This is a genomic window from Streptomyces sp. NPDC048420, from assembly GCF_040651535.1.
Classification (GTDB): domain Bacteria; phylum Actinomycetota; class Actinomycetes; order Streptomycetales; family Streptomycetaceae; genus Streptomyces.
The window spans coordinates 75,724-94,076 of record NZ_JBEZKG010000026.1 but is presented as its reverse complement, the minus strand read 5'-3'; the positions used below and the strand labels follow the sequence as shown (position 1 = coordinate 94,076).

13 protein-coding genes are annotated in these 18,353 nt (G+C 70.2%); 9 read left to right on the top strand and 4 right to left on the bottom strand.

Annotated elements, in window-relative coordinates; genetic code table 11:
- The 3 genes from AB0D34_RS37645 to AB0D34_RS37635 form a co-directional block, all read right to left on the bottom strand.
- Positions 1 to 3,048, bottom strand: a complete 3,048-nt coding sequence (locus tag AB0D34_RS37645) for a glycoside hydrolase family 38 C-terminal domain-containing protein (protein WP_362670244.1) — start codon at positions 3,046 to 3,048, stop codon at positions 1 to 3.
- Positions 3,049 to 3,124: 76 nt separating this feature from the next.
- Entirely contained in the window at positions 3,125 to 4,462 is a 1,338-nt protein-coding gene (locus AB0D34_RS37640; protein WP_362670241.1) for a 6-phospho-beta-glucosidase, read from the bottom strand.
- Entirely contained in the window at positions 4,459 to 5,223 is a 765-nt protein-coding gene (locus tag AB0D34_RS37635; protein ID WP_362670239.1) for a DeoR/GlpR family DNA-binding transcription regulator, read from the bottom strand. The genes AB0D34_RS37640 and AB0D34_RS37635 overlap by 4 nt, the downstream gene beginning before the upstream one ends.
- 127 nt (positions 5,224 to 5,350) lie before the next feature.
- Here AB0D34_RS37635 and AB0D34_RS37630 point away from each other — a divergent pair, with 127 nt between their 5' ends.
- From AB0D34_RS37630 to AB0D34_RS37590, 9 genes are all read left to right on the top strand, one after another.
- Positions 5,351 to 6,367, top strand: coding sequence for a carbohydrate kinase family protein (locus AB0D34_RS37630; protein ID WP_362670236.1), 1,017 nt, complete (start codon positions 5,351 to 5,353; stop codon positions 6,365 to 6,367).
- A gap of 65 nt (positions 6,368 to 6,432) precedes the next feature.
- A complete protein-coding gene (locus AB0D34_RS37625; protein ID WP_362670234.1) occupies positions 6,433 to 7,710 on the top strand; it encodes an extracellular solute-binding protein in 1,278 nt (425 codons plus the stop codon).
- A gap of 34 nt (positions 7,711 to 7,744) precedes the next feature.
- Positions 7,745 to 8,719: a sugar ABC transporter permease gene (locus AB0D34_RS37620; RefSeq protein ID WP_362670309.1), complete on the top strand. Its 975-nt coding sequence runs from the start codon at positions 7,745 to 7,747 to the stop codon at positions 8,717 to 8,719.
- Complete coding sequence (locus AB0D34_RS37615) at positions 8,716 to 9,585, top strand: carbohydrate ABC transporter permease (RefSeq protein WP_362670232.1); 870 nt, start codon at positions 8,716 to 8,718, stop codon at positions 9,583 to 9,585. The genes AB0D34_RS37620 and AB0D34_RS37615 overlap by 4 nt, the downstream gene beginning before the upstream one ends.
- A 27-nt stretch (positions 9,586 to 9,612) precedes the next feature.
- Positions 9,613 to 10,563 (top strand): alkaline phosphatase family protein, encoded by a 951-nt coding sequence (locus AB0D34_RS37610; protein ID WP_362670230.1) that lies wholly within the window; start codon positions 9,613 to 9,615, stop codon positions 10,561 to 10,563.
- A complete protein-coding gene (locus tag AB0D34_RS37605) occupies positions 10,560 to 13,508 on the top strand; it encodes a glycoside hydrolase family 2 TIM barrel-domain containing protein (protein ID WP_362670227.1) in 2,949 nt (982 codons plus the stop codon). Before AB0D34_RS37610 ends, AB0D34_RS37605 begins: the two co-directional genes overlap by 4 nt.
- A 35-nt stretch (positions 13,509 to 13,543) precedes the next feature.
- A complete protein-coding gene (locus AB0D34_RS37600) occupies positions 13,544 to 15,367 on the top strand; it encodes a LamG-like jellyroll fold domain-containing protein (RefSeq protein WP_362670224.1) in 1,824 nt (607 codons plus the stop codon).
- A gap of 15 nt (positions 15,368 to 15,382) precedes the next feature.
- Complete coding sequence (locus AB0D34_RS37595; protein ID WP_362670222.1) at positions 15,383 to 17,053, top strand: PHP domain-containing protein; 1,671 nt, start codon at positions 15,383 to 15,385, stop codon at positions 17,051 to 17,053.
- On the top strand, positions 17,053 to 17,898 hold the full coding sequence (locus AB0D34_RS37590; protein WP_362670220.1) for a hypothetical protein: 846 nt from the start codon (positions 17,053 to 17,055) through the stop codon (positions 17,896 to 17,898). The genes AB0D34_RS37595 and AB0D34_RS37590 overlap by 1 nt, the downstream gene beginning before the upstream one ends.
- On the opposite strand, the gene AB0D34_RS37585 is transcribed toward AB0D34_RS37590, so the two are convergent.
- Entirely contained in the window at positions 17,889 to 18,344 is a 456-nt protein-coding gene (locus tag AB0D34_RS37585; protein WP_362670217.1) for a MaoC family dehydratase, read from the bottom strand. The two genes, AB0D34_RS37590 and AB0D34_RS37585, sit on opposite strands and share 10 nt — an antisense overlap.
- Between the last annotated feature and the right edge of the window lie 9 nt (positions 18,345 to 18,353).

The following is an 18,353-nucleotide window of genomic DNA, read 5'->3' as shown; positions in this document are numbered from 1 at the left end:
TCAGGCCCTCCGCAGCCGGAGCGTCAGCACCTGGAAGGGGCGCAGCGAGACCTGCACGCCGCCGTCGGCGACCTCGGCCGTCTCGTCCTCCAGGGGGCGCTCCAGCAGGTCGGTGACCTGGGCGCCGGCCAGCGGGAAGCCGGTGCGCAGCACACCGGTCGCGCGGCCGCCGCCCGACTCGTACAGCCGGACCACCACGTCACCGGACCCGTCGTCGGCGAGCTTGACGGCCTCGACGGTCACGCCCTCGCCGTCGACCGAGACGACCGGCTCGGGGGCACCGGCCGCGTCCGCCACCCGCAGGGGCAGGTTGAGGGAGTAGCCCTCGGCGACGGTGTCCTCGATGCTCGCGCCGGGCAGCAGCGAGTAGGTGAAGCGGTGCTTGCCCTGGTCGGCCTCCGGGTCCGGGATGCGCGGGGCGCGGACCAGGCTGAGCCGGACCGTGGTCGTCGTACCGCCGTCCTCGCGGACCGTGCGGGAGACGTCGTGGCCGTAGGTGGAGTCATTGAGGACCGCGACGCCGTAGCCCGGTTCGCCGACGTGCACCCAGCGGTGGCCGGAGACCTCGAAACGGGCCGCCTCCCAGCTGGTGTTGGTGTGCGTGGGCCGCTGGATGTGGCCGAACTGGATCTCCGCGGAGGAGTGCGCGGCGCGGACGTCCACCGGGAAGGCGGCCTTGAGGATCTTCTCGGCCTCGTGCCAGTCGATCTCGGTCTCGAAGTCGATCCGGGGGCTGTCGGCGCGCAGGGTGATGGTCTGGGTGATCGTCGAGCCCTTGCCGAAGGACCGGGTCACGCGGATGGCGCCCAGCAGCGGGTCCGCGGAGACGACCTCTACGGACGTGGGCTCCAGGAGGTCCGTGTAGCGGTTCTTGTAGTGGCTGTCGATGTCCCAGGCGTCCCAGTAGTTCGGGAGGTCGGTGTGCAGACGGAGCAGGTTGCCCTTGTCGCCCAGGACCTCACGCTGGGCACGCAGGTCGTACACGGAGGACAGGGTGCCGTCCTGAGCCACCTCCACCCGGACCAGGCCGTTGTCGAGGACGCGGCCCTCGGCTTTCACAGTCCGGACGGGCTCGGCGTCCGCCGGCGACGCGCTGCCGTTCGCGGGCACCTCGACGTACGCAAGGGCCCCCTCGGACGTACGGACCACCTCGGCCCGGTCGAACGGGCTGGTGTTGAAGACCCGGGTGCCACCGGCGCCCAGCGCGGCCACCGCCTCGGCGGTCAGCGCCTCCAACTCCTCGGCGACCCGGGCGTATTCGGCCTCGGCCTCGCGGTGCACCCAGGCGATCGAGGAGCCCGGCAGGATGTCGTGGAACTGGTGCAGCAGGACCGTCTTCCACAGTCGGTCGAGCTTCTCGTACGGGTAGGAGTAGCCCGGTGCGTGCAGCGCTGCCGTCGTCGCCCACAGCTCGGCCTCGCGCAGCCTGTGCTCGGAGCGGCGGTTGCCCTGCTTGGTGCGGGCCTGCGAGGTGTAGGTGGCGCGGTGCAGCTCCAGGTAGAGCTCACCGACCCAGACCGGGGCGTCCGGGTACTCGGCGCGGGCCTGGGCGAAGAAGTCGTCGGGGTGCTCGACGACGACCTTCGGTGAACCCTCCAGGTCGGCGAGGCGGCGCGCGCGTTCCATGATCTCGCGGGTGGGGCCGCCACCGCCGTCGCCCCAGCCGAAGGGGGCCAGGGAGCGCTGTCCCCCGCCCTTCTCCGAGTAGTTGCGGACCGCGCGGTCCATCTCCTCGCCGCTGAAGCGGGCGTTGTAGGTGTCGACTGGCGGGAAGTGGGTGAAGATCCGGGTGCCGTCGATGCCCTCCCACCAGAAGGTGTGGTGGGGGAACTTGTTGGTCTGGTTCCAGGAGATCTTCTGGGTGAGGAACCAGTCGTTGCCGGCGAGCTTGGCGAGCTGCGGGTAGGCGGCGGTGTAGCCGAAGGAGTCCGGGAGCCAGACGCCCTTGGTCTCGATGCCGAAGTGCTCGATGAAGAACCGCTTGCCGTGGATGAGCTGGCGGGCCATGGCCTCGCCGCCGGGCAGGTTGCCGTCGGCCTCCACCCACATGCCGCCGACGGGGGCCCACTGGCCCTTCTTCACGGAGTCCTGGATGCGGGCCCAGACGTGCGGGTAGTTGTCGCGCACCCACTCGTACTGCTGGGCCTGCGAGCAGGCGAAGATGAAGTCCTCGTACTCGTCGGCGAGCGCGGTGACGTTGGAGAAGGTGCGGGACGTCTTGCGCTTGGTCTCGCGGATGGGCCACAGCCAGGCGGAGTCGATGTGGGCGTGGCCGACGCCGGAGACGGTGTGCGCGCTCGCGTGCGCGGGCTTGGCCAGCACCGGCGCGAGCACCTGGCGGACGGCGGCCGCGCTGCCGGAGACGTCGTCCAGGTCGAGGGCGTCCATGGCCCGGTCCAGGGCGTGCAGGATCTCGTGGCGGCGGGGCTCGTGGTCGGGGAGGTGGACCATGAGCTCGCGCAGCACCTGGAGGTCCAGGTCGAGGTGGAAGACCTCCTCGTCCAGGACGGCGAGGTCGGCGCGCTGGAAGGTGTAGAGCGGCGCGGAGCCGGCCGTGAGCTTGTCGCCCATCGGCGTGACCTTGGAGAAGTTGTCCTTGAGGATGTCCGGGTTGGAGGCGGCCTCGACCAGGTAGTCGATCTGCTCGCCGCCGGTCGCCGGGTTGGCGATGGGGACGTACTGGTTGAGCGGGTTGACGGCCTTCAGGGGGCGGCCGTCGGGCAGGTGGACCAGCGCCTCGGCCTGGTTGCCGGGCCAGTCGCCGATGAAACCGAGGTCGATGACGGCCTCGACGCGCTTTCCGGCCCACTCGGCGGGGATCTCGCCGCGCATCCGGAACCAGGTGGTGCCCCAGGGCGGGCCCCACGGGGTGTCCATCGCGAAGGGCGTGTAGCGGGCGGCCGCGGCCTCCTCGAAGGAGACCGGCTCGCCGGGCGCCTGCCAGGCCTCGACCTCGAAGGGGACGGTGGCCGCGTAGATCGCGGGCTTGATGCGCTGGTCGTGGGCGCGCTGGACGCGCTCCTCGATGCGGCGGCGTTCGTCGTGCATGAAGAGTCTCCAGGGAGGGAGAGGGCGAGCTGGTGGGGCAGTGAAGCGAGGGGAAAGCGCTTTCCAGAGGCAGGTACTACTTAAGGTACGCGAGCCCCGGATGCACCGAGGTGTAGCCCTCGACCAGCTTGCGGGCGACATTGACGGAGTCGACAAGGGGGTGCAGTGCGAAGGCCTTCACCGCGGTGGTCCGCGAGGCGGACTCGGCGGCGGCCAGCACCTCCCGCTCGACCGCCTTGACCGAGCAGACCAGGCCGGTGGCGTGGTCGGGCAGCGGGGCGACGGTGACCGGGTGGGCGCCGTTGGCGTCGACGAGGCAGGGCACCTCGATGACGGCATCGTCGTCGAGCACGGAGAGCGTGCTCTGGTTGCGGACGTTCAGGATCAGCGTGGTGCGCTCGTCCCTGGCGATGGCCCGCATCAGGGCCAGGGCGACCTTCTCGTAGCCGCCGGAGAGGTCGTCGGCGTCGCGCTCGCCGGCGCCGGCCGTCTCCCGGTTCTCGGACATGTAGGTGGCCTCGCGCTCGGCGCGGGTGCGGTCCCAGACGTCCAGCGCCTTCGCACCGGGGGCGCCGACCTCGTCGTAGAAGCGCGCCTGCTGGTCGGCGAGGAAGGCGCCGCGGGTCTTCTCGGCCTGCTGGTAGGCGCGGACGGCCTCGCGGTTGAAGTAGTAGTAGTGCAGGTACTCGTTGGGGATCGCGCCGAGGGACTGGAGCCAGTCGGTGCCGAAGAGCTTGCCCTCCTCGAAGGAGCCGAGCAGGTCGGGGTCGGCGAGCAGGCGTGGGAGCTCGTCCCGGCCGGCGATCTTCAGGCCGCGGACCCAGCCGAGGTGGTTGAGGCCGACGTAGTCGATCCAGGCCTCGTTGGGGTTGGCGCCGAGCACGCGCGCGATACGGCGGCCGAGGCCGACCGGGGAGTCGCAGATGCCGATGACACGGTCGCCGAGGTGGCGGGACATGGCCTCGGTGACCAGGCCGGCCGGGTTGGTGAAGTTGATGACCCAGGCGTCGGGGGCGAGGCGGGCCACCCGCCGGGCGATGTCCACGGCGACCGGGACGGTGCGCAGGCCGTAGGCGATGCCGCCCGCGCCGACGGTCTCCTGGCCGAGGACGCCTTCGGCGAGCGCGACCCGCTCGTCGTTGGCACGGCCCTCCAGGCCGCCGACGCGGATCGCCGAGAAGATGAAGTCGGCGCCGCGCAGGGCGTCGTCGAGGTCGGTCGTGGTCGTCACCGTGGGGGCGTCGGGGACGGCGGCCGCCTGTTCGGCGAGGACCCGGCCGACCGCGGAGAGCCGGCCGGCGTCCAGGTCGTGCAGGACGACCTCGGTCACCCGGCCCTCGGCGCGGTCGGTGAGCAGCGCGCCGTACACGAGCGGGACGCGGAAGCCGCCCCCGCCGAGAATCGTCAGTTTCACTTCTGAGCCTTTCCTGCCAGGACCACCTCGACGCCCGCCTCCTCCAGGGAGGAGCGGGTCGCCGCGTCGACCGGCGCGTTCGTCACCACCACGTTCAGGTCCTCGGGGCCGCAGACCTTCGCCATGCCCGTGCCCGGGAACTTGGCCGTGTCGGCGAGCAGCACGACCTTGTCGCTCGCCTTGATCATGGCCCGCTTGACCGGCACCTCGACGACCGTCGTGTCCATCACCTGCCCACCGGGGCGCACTCCACTGGTGCCGAGGAAGAGCCAGTCGGCGTGCAGCTGGCGCAGGTTGTCCTCGGTGAGGAAGCCGACCAGGGAGCGGTACTCGCGGCGGACCATGCCGCCGAGCAGCACCAACTCGATGCCCTCGTCATCGGCGAGCTCCTCGTAGACCACCAGGTTGCTGGTGATCACGGTGAGCCTCCGGCCGTGCAGCTGGCGGGCCAGCCGGTAGGCGGTGGTGCCGATGTCGAGCAGCACGGACTGGCCGTCGGCGATCAGCGCGGCCGCCCGGGCGGCTATGGCGTCCTTCTCCGCCACCCGGACCTCGGCGACCTCGGCGAAGGGCTGGTCGCCCTCCTCGGCGCGGGCACCTCCGTGCACCCGGGTGAGCAGCCCGTCTTCCTCCAGTTTGACCAGGTCGCGCCTGATCGTGGCGGGGCTCACACCCAGCTGCTCGGAGAGGTCGGTCACAGCCGCGGGGCCACCGGAGCGCAGGGCCCGCAGGATGAGTTGGTGTCGTCGTTCTGCCAGCACGGCGTGAACACTACTCGTCATCTTCAATCAAATCCATGCTCAGTTCTGCTCGGGTATTGACCAATCTCGCGGATCAGCGCACGATTCCGGTCATCGAAATGACGAGTTTTGACGAGAGGCTGTGCGAGTGGACGACGACAGGCCCGATGTGCTGTTGACCGGGCTGCTCTTCTACGACCTCGTCCTGACGGGGCTCGGGAAGCCCCCGACACCGGGCGAGGAGATCTGGACGGCCGGCATGGGCTGTGGCCCCGGCGGCATCGCGAACCTCGCGGTGGCCGCGTCCCGCTTCGGCCTGAGGACCTCTCTGGCCACGGTATTCGGCGACGACTTCTACGGCGAGTACTGCCGTGACGTCCTCGACGATCAGGAAGGCGTCGACCTCGCCTTCTCCCGCACTGCGGACGGCTGGCCCACCCCCGTCACCGTCGCCCTCGCCCACGGTCACGACCGGGCCCTGGTCACCCACGGGCAGGAACCGCCGTACTCCCAGGACGCGCTGATGGGCGACCCGCCCGAGGCACGCACCGCCCTCGTCCACCTGGAGGCCGAGCCGCGCGCCTGGCTCGCCAAGGCCGCCGCCAACGGCACGCAGATCTACGCGGACGTCGGCTGGGACCCCACCCAGGAGTGGTCGAAGGACCTCCTGGACCAGCTGGCCCTGTGCCACGCCTTCGTCCCGAACGAGACCGAGGCCATGGCCTACACCCGCACCGACAGCGCGGTCGCGGCCCTCGGCACGCTCTCCGAACTGGTGCCGGTCGCGGTCGTCACCCGCGGCGGGGACGGCGCGGTGGCCGTCGACCAGATCACCGGCGAGTACGCGGAGGTCCCGGCCCTCCCCGTCGACGTCCTGGACGCGACAGGCGCCGGTGACGTGTTCGGCGCTTCGTTCGTCGCCGCCTCCCTGGGTGGCTGGCCGCTGGAGGAACGGCTGCGGTTCGCCGTCCTCGCGGCCGGACTGTCCGTCCAGCACCACGGCGGCGCCCTCGCGGCCCCCGGCTGGTACGGCGTCGACCGCTGGTGGCGCTCCCTGACCGACCCCGAGCTGCGCAGGACGTACGCCTTCCTCGCCGACCGGCTGCCGGCGGACGCGGGTCCGCCGGTGCGCCACGCCCCGGTCACCCCGCCCCGGCAGCACTGACCCTCACAACGCCCCCACAGTCCAACACCCCTCAGCACCACGAACAGGAACAACAGGAGTGACCCGTGGACCTTTCTCGTAGAGGCTTCCTCCAGGCCGCCGCGCTGACCGCGGCCGCGTCCGGACTGACCGTCGCCTGCGGCGGCAGCTCGGGCTCGGGCGGCACCAAGAACGGCAAGAACCTCACCCTGTGGTACTGGGGCGGCGCGCTCAGCGACAAGGTGGTCGCGGAGGCGAAGACCCACTTCAGCAGCGAGATCAAGCTGACCACGGCGTCCATCGGCGGCGACTTCAAGCAGAAGCTCACCACCACCCTCGCGGCGGGCACCTCCGTGCCGGACATCACCGGCATCAAGGGCGAGGACATCGCGTCCTTCCTGCCGAACGCCAACCGCTTCCTCGACCTGAACGACCTCGGCTTCAAGAAGCTCTCCTCGCAGTACCTGGACTGGAAGACCAAGCTGGCCCAGACCGAGGACGGCAAGCAGATCGGCTTCCCGATCGACATCGGCCCCACCGCGCTCTTCTACCGCGAGGACCTGTTCGCCAAGGCCGGGGTGGACACCGACCCCGCCAAGGTCGCCGCGCTGGTCAAGACCTGGGAGGACTACTTCCAGCTCGGGATCGAGCTGCAGAAGAAGAACCCTGGCACCTACCTGATCAACAACCTCGGCTCCATGTTCGACATGACCGTCGGCCAGGGCACCCAGCGGTTCATCGACAAGGACAACCACTTCATCGGCGACGGCGACCACATCCGCGCCGCGTGGACCACGTCGGTGCGCCCCTACACCCTCGGCCTCGACGCGAAGATCAACGACAACACCTGGAACGCCGCCATCGGCAAGAACCTCCTCACCGAGCTCGGCGCGGCCTGGCACGCGCTGGACATCGAGCAGGCCGCCCCGCAGACCAAGGGCAAGTGGCGGGTGTGCCCGATGCCCGTCGGACCGGCCAACCAGGGCGGCTCCTACCTGGCGCTGCCCAAGCAGTGCCGCAACCCCGAAGAAGCGTTCAAGATCATCAGCTGGATCCTCAGCCCCGCCAACGACGCCCGCGGCTTCACCGACGCCGCCATCTTCCCCGCCGCCCCGGCCGCCTACACGATGCCGGCCATGACGGGCCCCGACGCCTTCTTCGGCGGACAGAAGATCATCGAGGTCTTCGGACCGGCCGCCGAGGCCGTTCCGCTCGCCTACGAGGCCCCGGCCGACGCCGCTGTCATGGCCCCGTTCAAGACGGAACTGACCAACATCGAGGCCAAGGGCAAGAAGCCCGACGACGCCTGGAAGGACGCGGTCAGCCAGGCCAAGCAGATCGCCCGGCGGCAGGGGGTGAGCTGAGGTGACGTCCCCTCCGGTCACCGGTTCCGCCGAGGTGCCGCAGCGCCTCGGCGGGCCGGTCCCGGCCCGGTTCCGCCCGCGGCGCGCCGCTCCCCCGGGCGCCGTCCGGCCCAAGCGGCGCGGGCCGCTGGCGTACTGGCGTCAGTACCTGGCGATCTCGCCGTTCTACCTGATCTTCGCCGCGTTCTCGTTCTTCCCGGTCTTCTACTCGCTGTACCTGGCCTTCCAGCGCTGGGACGGCATGGGCACCATGCAGTTCGTGGGGTTCCAGCAGTTCCGGTTCCTGTGGGACGACCCGGTCTTCTGGCTGTCGATCCGCAACACCCTGGTGATCTGGGTGCTGTCCACCGTGCCGACCCTGTTCGGTGCCCTGGCGCTGGCGACGCTGCTGCACTCGGTGCGCCGCTTCAAGGGCTTCTACCGCATCGCGCTGTACGTGCCGAACGTGACCTCGATCGTCGCCGTGGCGATCTTCTTCGGCGCGGTGTTCAGCAACAACTTCGGTCTGGTCAACGCGATCCTGGGCGTGGTCGGCATCTCGCCCGTTCCGTGGCTGAGCAACCCGTGGCTGATCAAGGTGGTCATCTCGCTGCTGATGACCTGGCAGTGGACCGGCTACAACATGATCATCTATCTGGCCGGTCTGCAGGCGATCCCGGGCTCGATCTACGAGGCGGCGAAGATGGACGGCGCGGGTCCGATCCGCACGTTCTTCCAGATCACCATCCCGATCATGCGGCCGATCATCCTGTTCACGGTCATCATCTCGACCATCAACGGCCTGCAGAGCTTCAGCGAACCGCAGGTCCTGTTCGCCAGCAACGCCGCCAACGCCAACCTCGGCGGCCCGGGCCAGGCGGGTCTGACGACCTTGTTGTACTTCTACCAGTCGGCCTTCCTCAACAACGACTACGGCTACGGCGCGGCCATCGTGTGGGCCTTCTTCGTACTGATCATCATCCTCGTCGCCGTCAACTGGCGCATCACCACACGGGGGAGGAAGGCATGACCGCCGTCGACACCGCGCGGCCGGCCACGGGCGGCAGGAGACTGCGCCGCCCCAAGGGCCTCACCGCGCACATCATCCTCGTCGTGGCCGTCCTGATCTCGGTCTTCCCGTTCGCGTGGACGATCATCATGGCGACCAACACCACGCAGGACATCTACAAGAGCCCGCCGAAGTTCACCTTCGGCTCGCATCTGCTGGAGAACATCCGGCACGTGCTGAACACCATCGACTTCTTCGGGTCGATGCTCAACACGCTGATGGTCGCGACCGTCACCACCGTCCTGGTGCTGTTCATCGACTCCCTGGCGGCCTTCACCTTCGCCAAGTTCGACTTCCCCGGCCGCAAGCTGCTCTTCGGCACGCTGCTGCTGTTCATGATGCTGCCGCTCCAACTGGCGATCCTGCCGCAGTTCATCCTGATGTCGGAGATCGGCTGGGTCGGGATGCTCAAGGCACTCGCCCTGCCCTCCCTCGCCAACGCCTTCGGCATCTTCTGGCTGCACCAGTACATCCAGAACGGCGTGCCCGACGAACTCCTCGACGCCGCACGCATCGACGGAGCCGGGTTCTTCCGCCAGTACTGGAACATCGCGCTGCCGATGATCAGGCCCGCGCTGTCGTTCCTCGCCATCTACGTGTTCGTCAACTGCTGGAACGACTACATCTGGCCGCTCGTGGTGCTCACCGACCCGGCCCACGTGACCCTCCAGGTGGAGCTCGCCCAGCTCAACGTCGGCCACACCACCGACTACAGCATGGTCATGGCCGGTGTGCTGATGGCGGCTCTCCCGCTGGTCATCGTGTTCAGCATCTTCGCCCGCGGGTTCATCGCGGGCGCCACCGAGGGAGCGGTCCAGGGCACCTGACCGGGTGCCGGGAGGAAGGGGTGGGCGATGGGCTACGACATCGGCAAGGTGCTCGTGGTGGGGATGGACGGGCTGCGGTACGACCTGCTCACCCGCTCCCCGGCCGTGGCGCCCGTGCTGCACGGGCTCATGGCGGCGGGCGCCCACGGCACCAGCCTGCTGCCCTACGGCGAGGTGGACGGCCAGGCCCCGGACGGGCCGTCCACCAGCATGGCCTACACCGACTCCGGGCCCGGCTGGTCGAGCGTGCTGACCGGTGTGTGGCCCGACCGGCACGGAGTGCGGGGCAACGACTTCGCCGGTGCCGACTACACCCGCTACCCCGACTTCCTGACCCGGGCCGGCACCGCCCGGCGCCGGCTGCGTACCGCGGCCGTGGTGTCCTGGCCGGAGCTGATCCGGCGCGGCACCCTCGGCCCCGCCGTCGGCCGCCGGGTGCGCTACGACGGCGAGACGGACGGCTACGGCACCGCGGACCGCCTCGTCGCCCGCACCGCCGAGCGCTGGATCGCCCAGGAGAATCCCGACGCCGTGTTCGTGTACTTCGGCGCCACCGACGAGGCCGCCCACGCCATGGGCCCGCACAGCCTCGCCTACGACCGGGCCCTGCTCACCCAGGACACCCACCTCGGGTGGCTGCTGGCGGCCATCGACGCCCGGCGCTCGGACCCCGCCCGCGCGCGGGAGCGCTGGACCGTGCTGGTCACCACGGACCACGGCCACCTCGACACCGGCGGCCACGGCGGCGACACCCGAGCCGAGCGCGAGGTGTTCGTCGTCCTGGCCGAGCCCGGCATGTCCGGCGGCACCCGCCTCGACACACCGCGCCTCATCGACATCGCTCCCACCGTCCTGGACCGGCTCGGCGTCCCCGTCGACCCGGACTGGGGCCTGCAGGGCCGTGTCCTGCACGGCCACGGACAGTCCTGCCACGCCCCGGCACCACCCACCTCGCCACCGACTCCGGAACGGCCATGACCGACGCACCCCGCGGACCCCACCCCGACGATCCCCTCATCGCCCTGCGCCCCTGGGAGGCACCCGAGGTGACCTCCTGGGGGCGACTCCCCATGAACGCCGTCGACCGGCGCTCCGGAGCACTCCCCCTGGACGGCGACTGGCGCTTCCAGTTGCTGCCCACTCCGGACGCGCCGGTCGGCGGTGCCTGGTCCTCGGCGTACGTCCCCGGCGTCTGGACGATGCAGGGCACGGACGACCTGCCGCAGTACCTCAACGTCCGTATGCCGTTCCCGGAGTTTCCGCCCCACTCGCCTGCGGTGAATCCCACGGGCGTGTACGAGCGTGAGGTGGACGTCCCCGCCGAGTGGGCCGGGCGCCGGATCGTGCTCCAGGTCGGGGCCGCCGAGAGCGTGCTCCTCGTGCACGTGGACGGGCGGCCGGTCGGGATCTCCAAGGACTCCCACCTGGCGGCCGAGTTCGATCTCACAGGACTCGTGAGCGCCGGTGCGCGGAGCGTCGTACGGCTGACGGTCGTCAAGTGGTCGGACGCCTCGCACATCGAGGACCAGGACCAGTGGTGGCACGGCGGGGTCACCCGGTCCGTGCTGCTGTACGCGACGGATCCGCTGCATCTCGCGGACGTGACCGTACGGGCCTCGTACGGCGGTGAGTTGCAAGTCGACTGCCGGGTGCGTGAGTCGGGCGGCGCGCTGCCCGAGGGGTGGTACGTCAGCGGAGAGCTGGACGGTCAACTCCTCACCCAGGATGCGGAGTTCGACCGTCTCAACCGGGAGGACGAACGGGTCTCGGACTTTCAGGGCGAGGCACGTCTGGGTGCCACCGTCCCGGGCGTCCGCACCTGGAACGCCGAGACGCCCGAGCTGTACGACCTCACTGTCCGGCTGCACCGCGCCGACGGCACGGTCGCCGACACCTCACGGCACCGGATCGGCTTCCGGGACGTCGAGATCGTCGGCCGGGATCTCCTGGTCAACGGCGAGCGGGTGTTCATCCGGGGCGTGAACCGGCACGACTTCCATCCCCTGACAGGCCGGACGGTGTCGTACGACGACATGCGCGCCGATCTGATCACGCTGAAGCGCTTCGGGTTCAACGCGATCCGCACGTCCCACTACCCGAACGACCCCACGCTGTACGACCTCGCCGACGAGCTCGGTTTCTACGTCGTCGACGAGGCGGACATCGAGTCGCACGACCACGCCCACGAGATCGCCGACGACCCGCGCTATCTGAACGCCTTCGTGGACCGGGTCTCGCGAATGGTGCTGCGGGACAAGAACCATCCGTCGGTCATCATCTGGTCCCTCGGCAACGAGTCCGACTACGGGGCCAACCACGACGCGGCCGCCGGTTGGGTGCGGCGGAGAGATCCGACGCGGCCGGTCCAGTACGAGGGGGCGGCCAAGCTCGACTGGGCGGACCCGTCCCTGGCATCCGACATCGCCTGCCCCATGTACGCCTCCCTGGAGGAGTGTGTCGAGCACGCGCTCTCCGGGCGGCAGACCAAGCCGCTGATCTGGTGCGAGTACTCCCACGCCATGGGCAACAGCAACGGCACACTCGCGGACCATTGGGCGGCCATCGAGTCAACGCCAGGTCTTCAGGGCGGGTTCATCTGGGAGTTCTGGGACCACGGCATTCTCCAGCGTGTGAACGACGGCAGACCGGTCGGGCGTGGGGGCGCCGGGCTCTATGACAACGGTGTCGCCGCGCCCGGACACCGCTGGGCGTACGGCGGCGACTTCGGCGAGCCCGACCACGACGGTGCCTTCATCGCGGACGGGGTGGTCCTTCCCGACCGCACGCCCAAGCCGGTGATGTACGAGCACCGGGAGATCGCGGCGCCGGTGCGGATCGAGTGCTTCCGGCACGAGGGCATCGTGCTCGGCAACCACCAGCACTTCCGGGGCCTCGCCTGGCTGGCCGGTGAGTGGGAGCTGTCGCTGGCCGACGGCCGTACTCTGACCGCGCCCGCCGAACTGCCCGATCTGCGGCCCGGCGAGACGGCTGCCGTGCCGCTGCCCTTCACGCTGCCCGAGGACGGCGGCGAGGCCTGGCTGACGCTGCGGGTGACGACCGCCGGGGACGAGGCCTGGGCGCCGCGCGGCACGGTGGTGTGCCTGCCGCAGGTGCGACTGCGGGAGGCGGTGCCGCAGGCTCCGGTCCCGGTGCGGAACCGTTCCGTCAAGGTCGACGACGACGGTCTCCTGATCCACCCCCTGCTTACCTGCGCCCCCACGCTCTCGCTGTGGCGGGCACCCACCGACAACGACGAGCTCGGCGGGACGGCACCACGCTGGCGCGACTGGGGCCTGGACGCCCTGGTGCGCAAGGTCGCGCACATACGGCAGACCGCCGGACGGGTCACCGTCCACGCCGAGTACGTCTCCGAAGCCGGAGTCGTCCGCCATGTGCAGGTCCTCACCGAGGTCGAGGGCGGGGTGCACATCGAGGAGTCGGCGGAACTCCCGGACGTCCTCGTCGACGTGGCGCGGGTCGGCTCCGTGTTCGAGACGATCGCCGGGCTCGACCTGATGGAGTGGTACGGACAGGGCCCCTGGGAGTCCTATCCGGACCGCGCCTTCGGGGCGCCGGTCGGCCATCACTCGGTGCCCGTGGACGAGCTGTTCACCCCCTATCTGCGCCCCCAGGAGAGCGGCGGCCGGCACGGCGTACGGCACTTCACGCTCTCCGCGCCCGACGCCACCGGCCTCTCGGTCGTCCTGGACGAACCGCGCCAGGTCGGGGTGAGCCGGTACCGCGCCGCGGACCTCACCACCGTGGCCCACCACGACGAACTCGTCCCGAGGGCGGGCTGTGTGGTGCACATCGACGCGGCCCACCGCGGCCTCGGCACCGCCTCGTGCGGCCCCGACACCTCTGCCTCCTACCTCGTCGCGCCGGGCGTCCACCGCTGGAGCTGGACCCTGCGCGCGCTCTGAATCCCCTCTCGACTTCACTTTGCTACGGAGCACACGTGTGTACTTCGCATGACCAGAACCAGGGCGAGGCCGCGCAGGCCGGTGCCGGACGGCGCAGTTTCCTGCGGGCGACGGCGCTCCTGGGCGCGGCCGCCACGGCGGGTGTCGCGATGCCGGCGGTGGCCGAGGCGTCGACGTCCGGATGGCGTCCCGACACGGAGAGCCGGCGCTTCACGCTCGCCGTGATGCCCGACACGCAGTACCTCTTCGACGGGCCGAGCATCGACAAGGCGCCCTTCGAGGCCTCGCTGCGGTATCTCCTGGAGCACGGGAAGGACGAGAACATCGTCTTCCTGTCCCACCTCGGCGACCTCACGCAGAACGGCGCGGTGGCCGAGTTCGCCGCGATCGGCGACGCGTTCCGGCTGCTCGACCGGCGGGGCGTGGGCTACAGCGTCCTCGCGGGCAACCACGACGTGAAGTCGTCCAGCACCGACCAGCGCGGCGCGACGCCCTACCTGGACACGTTCGGGCCTGAGCGGTTCAAGGGGCACAGGACCTTCGGCGGTGCCTCGCCCGACGGCTACAACACGTACCACCTCTTCAAGGCCGCGGGGCGCGAGTGGATGGTGCTCGCGCTGGACTGGCGGCTGTCGGACCAGGGGTACGCCTGGGCGAAGAGTGTGCTGGCCGCCCACCCGAAGACCCCGGTCGTCCTGACCACGCACGAGCTGGTCGTCGAGGACGACACCCTCTCGGACTACGGTCAGCAGCTGTGGGACCAGCTGGTCAAGGACCACGACCAGATCTTCCTCACCCTCAACGGGCACTACTGGCCGGCCGGCCGGGCGACCCGCGAGAACACCGCGGGCAACGACGTCCACCTGCACCTGACGAACTACCAGAACCGGTACTTCGGCGGCGCGGCCATGATCCGCCTGTACCGCTTCGACCTCGACCGCGGTGTGATCGACGTGGAGACGGTGTCCCCGTGGATCCTGGGCCGGGCCTCGAAGGGGCTCAACGAGCAGGAGCGGCAGGAGATCGAGCTGAGCGGGGACGCCGACCGGTTCTCGGTCGACATCGACTTCGAGAAGCGCTTCGCCGGGTTCGACCCGGTGCCCGCGCGTCCGGCGCGTCCGGTGTCGACGATGCTGATACCGGGTACGGCCGCGTACTGGCGGTTCGATTCGGCGGTCTCCGGCACGGTCCGCGATCTCTCCGGCCGCGGCAACGACCTGACCGTCGTGTCGGTGGGCGGCGGTTCGCTCGGCTGGTCCGCCGACCACCACCCCGACCAGCCCGGCCACGGCAGCCTGGAGTTCCAGGGCTACAAGTCGCCGCTCAAGGGCGCGTATCTCCAGACGGTCGACAAGGCGCCGATCAACTCCGCGGTGTTCAAGGACGGTTACACCATCGAGGTGTTCTACCGCATGCCCGCCGACTGGGACCCGGACCACAACGCCTGGGCGGGACTGGTCAGTCGGCGGGGCACGGGCGGTGCCGCGGGCAAGACCGCGGACGACCCCGACGAGCCGCTCGCCACGCTGTCGCTGTCCAACGACCGTGAGCCGCAGTGGGCCATGCGGCCGCTCAACCAGGAGGGCATCGCCACCAACTGGGGTCAGGAGACCCCGCTGGAGACCTGGTGGCACCTCGCCGTCGTCAACGACGGAAAGCACACCACGCTGTACGTCCAGGGCTGCCCGGTGGTCCGCAACCCGAAGGCGTCCGCCGTCGGGATCACCTCGGTCTCGGAGCCGTGGCTGCTGGGCGGCTACACGTACGCCGACAAGATCGACCAGATCTTCCACGGCCGGCTCGGCGACGTCCGTATCGTGTCGCGAGCGCTGCCCGTCTCGTCCTTCATGACCCACTGACCTTCGAGGACCATTGTGACCGAGCAGCAGCTCCCCTCCTGGGCGGACCCCTCCGTCTCCCCCGCCGATCTCGACGCCCAGGGTGTGTCGAGACGTGGACTCCTGCGCCGTGCGGGCCTGTTCGGCGCGGCCTTCGCTCTGGGGTCGGCGACTCCGGCGCTGGCCGCTTCGAGTCGCCCTCGCTTCGGCGGCGACGACCCCCGCCTGGCCTACCTCGTGGGCGACCACCACGTGCACTCCGTCTACAGCCACGACGCCAAGTACACCTTCTCCCAGCAGGCGCAGGCCGCCGCGAAGTACGGCCTCGACTGGATGGTGTTCAACGAGCACTCCAACTTCGGGCACGCCTCCTACGGCGCCAAGTTGGAGCACGCGGAGATCGTCAAGGCCCGCGCGGAGAACCCGCGCCAGCTGATCTTCCAGGGCCTGGAGTGGTACATCCCGGCCGCCGAGCACTGCACGGTGTTCGCCGCTCCCGGCCCCCACGAGACCGACCTGCTCACGCAGTTCGAGCTCGCCTACGACGGCAAGCTCCTGGGCTACACCGAGGGCTCCGCGGGGGCCGCCGACACCGCCCGCAACGAGGCCCACGCCGTCAAGGCGATCAAGTGGCTGGCGGAGCAACGCCGTTCGGGGTACGTCGACGACGTCCTCGTGCTCGCCAACCACCCGCTGCGCCTCGGCATCGACTCCCCGCACGAGATGCGGGGCTGGCGGGACGCGGCCCCCGAGATCATGATCGGCATGGAGGGCGCACCGGGCGCCCAGGGCGCGGCGATCCCCGGCTGGCGCGGGGCGACCTCGATCCGCGGCGAGTACGAGAACAAGCCGTCGGCGCAGTCGTGGTCGGGCTATCCGGCCGAGGCGTATGTGACGTACGGCGGCTTCGACTGGGCGACCGCGACCGTCGGCGGGCTGTGGGACTCGATGCTGGCAGAAGGCAGCCTGTTCTCGATCACCACGAACTCCGACAACCACCGCACGGTCTTCGACACCTGGGCGAACGGCACCTGGCCGACCGGGCAGAACTTCGACAACACCGGCAAGCTGCCCGACCCGGTGAACACCGACACCCCGCAGCCCGGCAGCGACTTCTGGCCGGGCGAGTTCAGCCGCACCCACGTCGGCGTGACCCGCTACGGCTACCGTTCGGTGATGGCGGGCCTGCGCGCGGGCCGGGTCTGGGTGGACCACGGGCATCTGCTCGACGGGCTCGACGTCCGGCTGAAGCGGGACTGCGACTTCGGGCGCGGGGTCACGCTGGGCGGCCGGCTGCGGGTCCGCAAGGGCGAGAAGATCACGCTGTACGTCACGGTCACGAGCGCCTCCCGGGCCAACCCCCAGGGAATCGTGCCCGAGTTGGCGCACGTGGACGTGATCCGGGGCGCGGTGCGCGGTCCGGTGAGCGACCGGGACAGCTGGCAGGCGCCCGACACCAAGGTCGTACAGACGAAGGACGTGTCGGGCCGGAAGGGTACGTACACCCTGCGCATCCCGCTGACCGCCAGGGACGAGTCCTTCTACGTCCGGCTGCGCGGCAGCGACGGGAACCGTCATGGTGCGGGCTACCTCGGGGCCTCGGTCGACCCGCACGGGCCCGTTCCGCACGCGCCCGGAGACGGTGACCCGTGGGCGGATACGTGGTTCTATTCCAACCCCATCTTCGTCGACGTGGCGGGTGCCTGATGAAGCGTCACCTCACAGCCCTGGGCTGCTTATTAAGTGCCTTCGCGCTCGGCACGGGTCCCGCCTTCGCGGGCGGTGACCCGCACTGGGTGGAGACCGGGACGGCGTACACCGACACGCTGGGAGGCGGGCAGGGGCTCGCCTCCCGGGCGGACGGTTCGCTGCTGTACCGGGGGCTCACGGACATCCCCCTCGACCTGCGCCTCAAGGGCTGGAACCACGTGGGTGACCCGGACATCGCGCGCGGCCATGTCTTCGACGCCTACCAGGGGGCGGACACGGCCACGTCGAAGATGTTCGCGGTCACCACGCCGGCCGGGAAACGCTACGAGTACGTGCATGCCCTCAACCCCGGCGAGAAGGTCAACAACTCCTTCGCCGCCGTCTCGCCCGACGCGCAGTGGCTGGTGTCGGGCGAGTGGGGGGACCAGAACAGACTCCAGGTGTTCCCCGCGCCCCTGCTCAACTCCTCCACCCCGCCCAAGGGCGGTGCGCTGAAGGAGGCCTGGCAGATCACCCTGGACAGGCCGGTGCGCGACGTCCAGGGCTGCGACTTCGTCACGGACACCCGCCTGGTGTGCGCCTCGAACGACGCCACCGGCTCGCTGTTCCCCGAGATCCGCCCGCTCCTCCAGGTCGACCTCCCGCACAAGGTGGACGGCCGGCCGATCACGGGCGAGGTGAAGAGCCTGTTCGCGCTGCCACAGCGCAGCGTCTGCACGGAGGGCTCGTTCGAGGCGGAGGGCGTGGACCACGACCCGGGCAGCGGCACACTCCGGGCGGAGATGATCCCGCCCGGAGTGTGTGCGGTGTCGACGGCCGTGTACTCGTACCGTCAGGCGTAGAACCGCGACAGGCTCTGGAGCACCGCCGCCGGCTTGGCCCCGCCCTCGATCTCGATCGCCCCGTCGACGGTGACCTGCACGCCGCCCGGCACCTCCTCGACGTCAGTGAGCTTGGCGACGAGGCGGATGCGGGAGCCCACCTTCACCGGGGAGGGGAAACGCACCTTGTTCAGGCCGTAGTTGACCTTGGTCGTCACGCCCTGGACGTCGAGGAGCTCGGTGAACAGCGGGATGAAGAGCGAGAGCGTGAGGTAGCCGTGGGCGATGGGGGCGCCGAAGGGTCCCTCGGCCGCCTTCTCGGGGTCCACGTGGATCCACTGGTGGTCGCCCGTTGCGTCGGCGAACGTGTTGATGCGCTCCTGGGTGACCTCGATCCACTCGCTGGTGCCGAGGTCGCTGCCGGCGAGCTTCTTCAGTTCGTCGAGGCCGTTGACGGTGACGCTCATGTAGCTGTC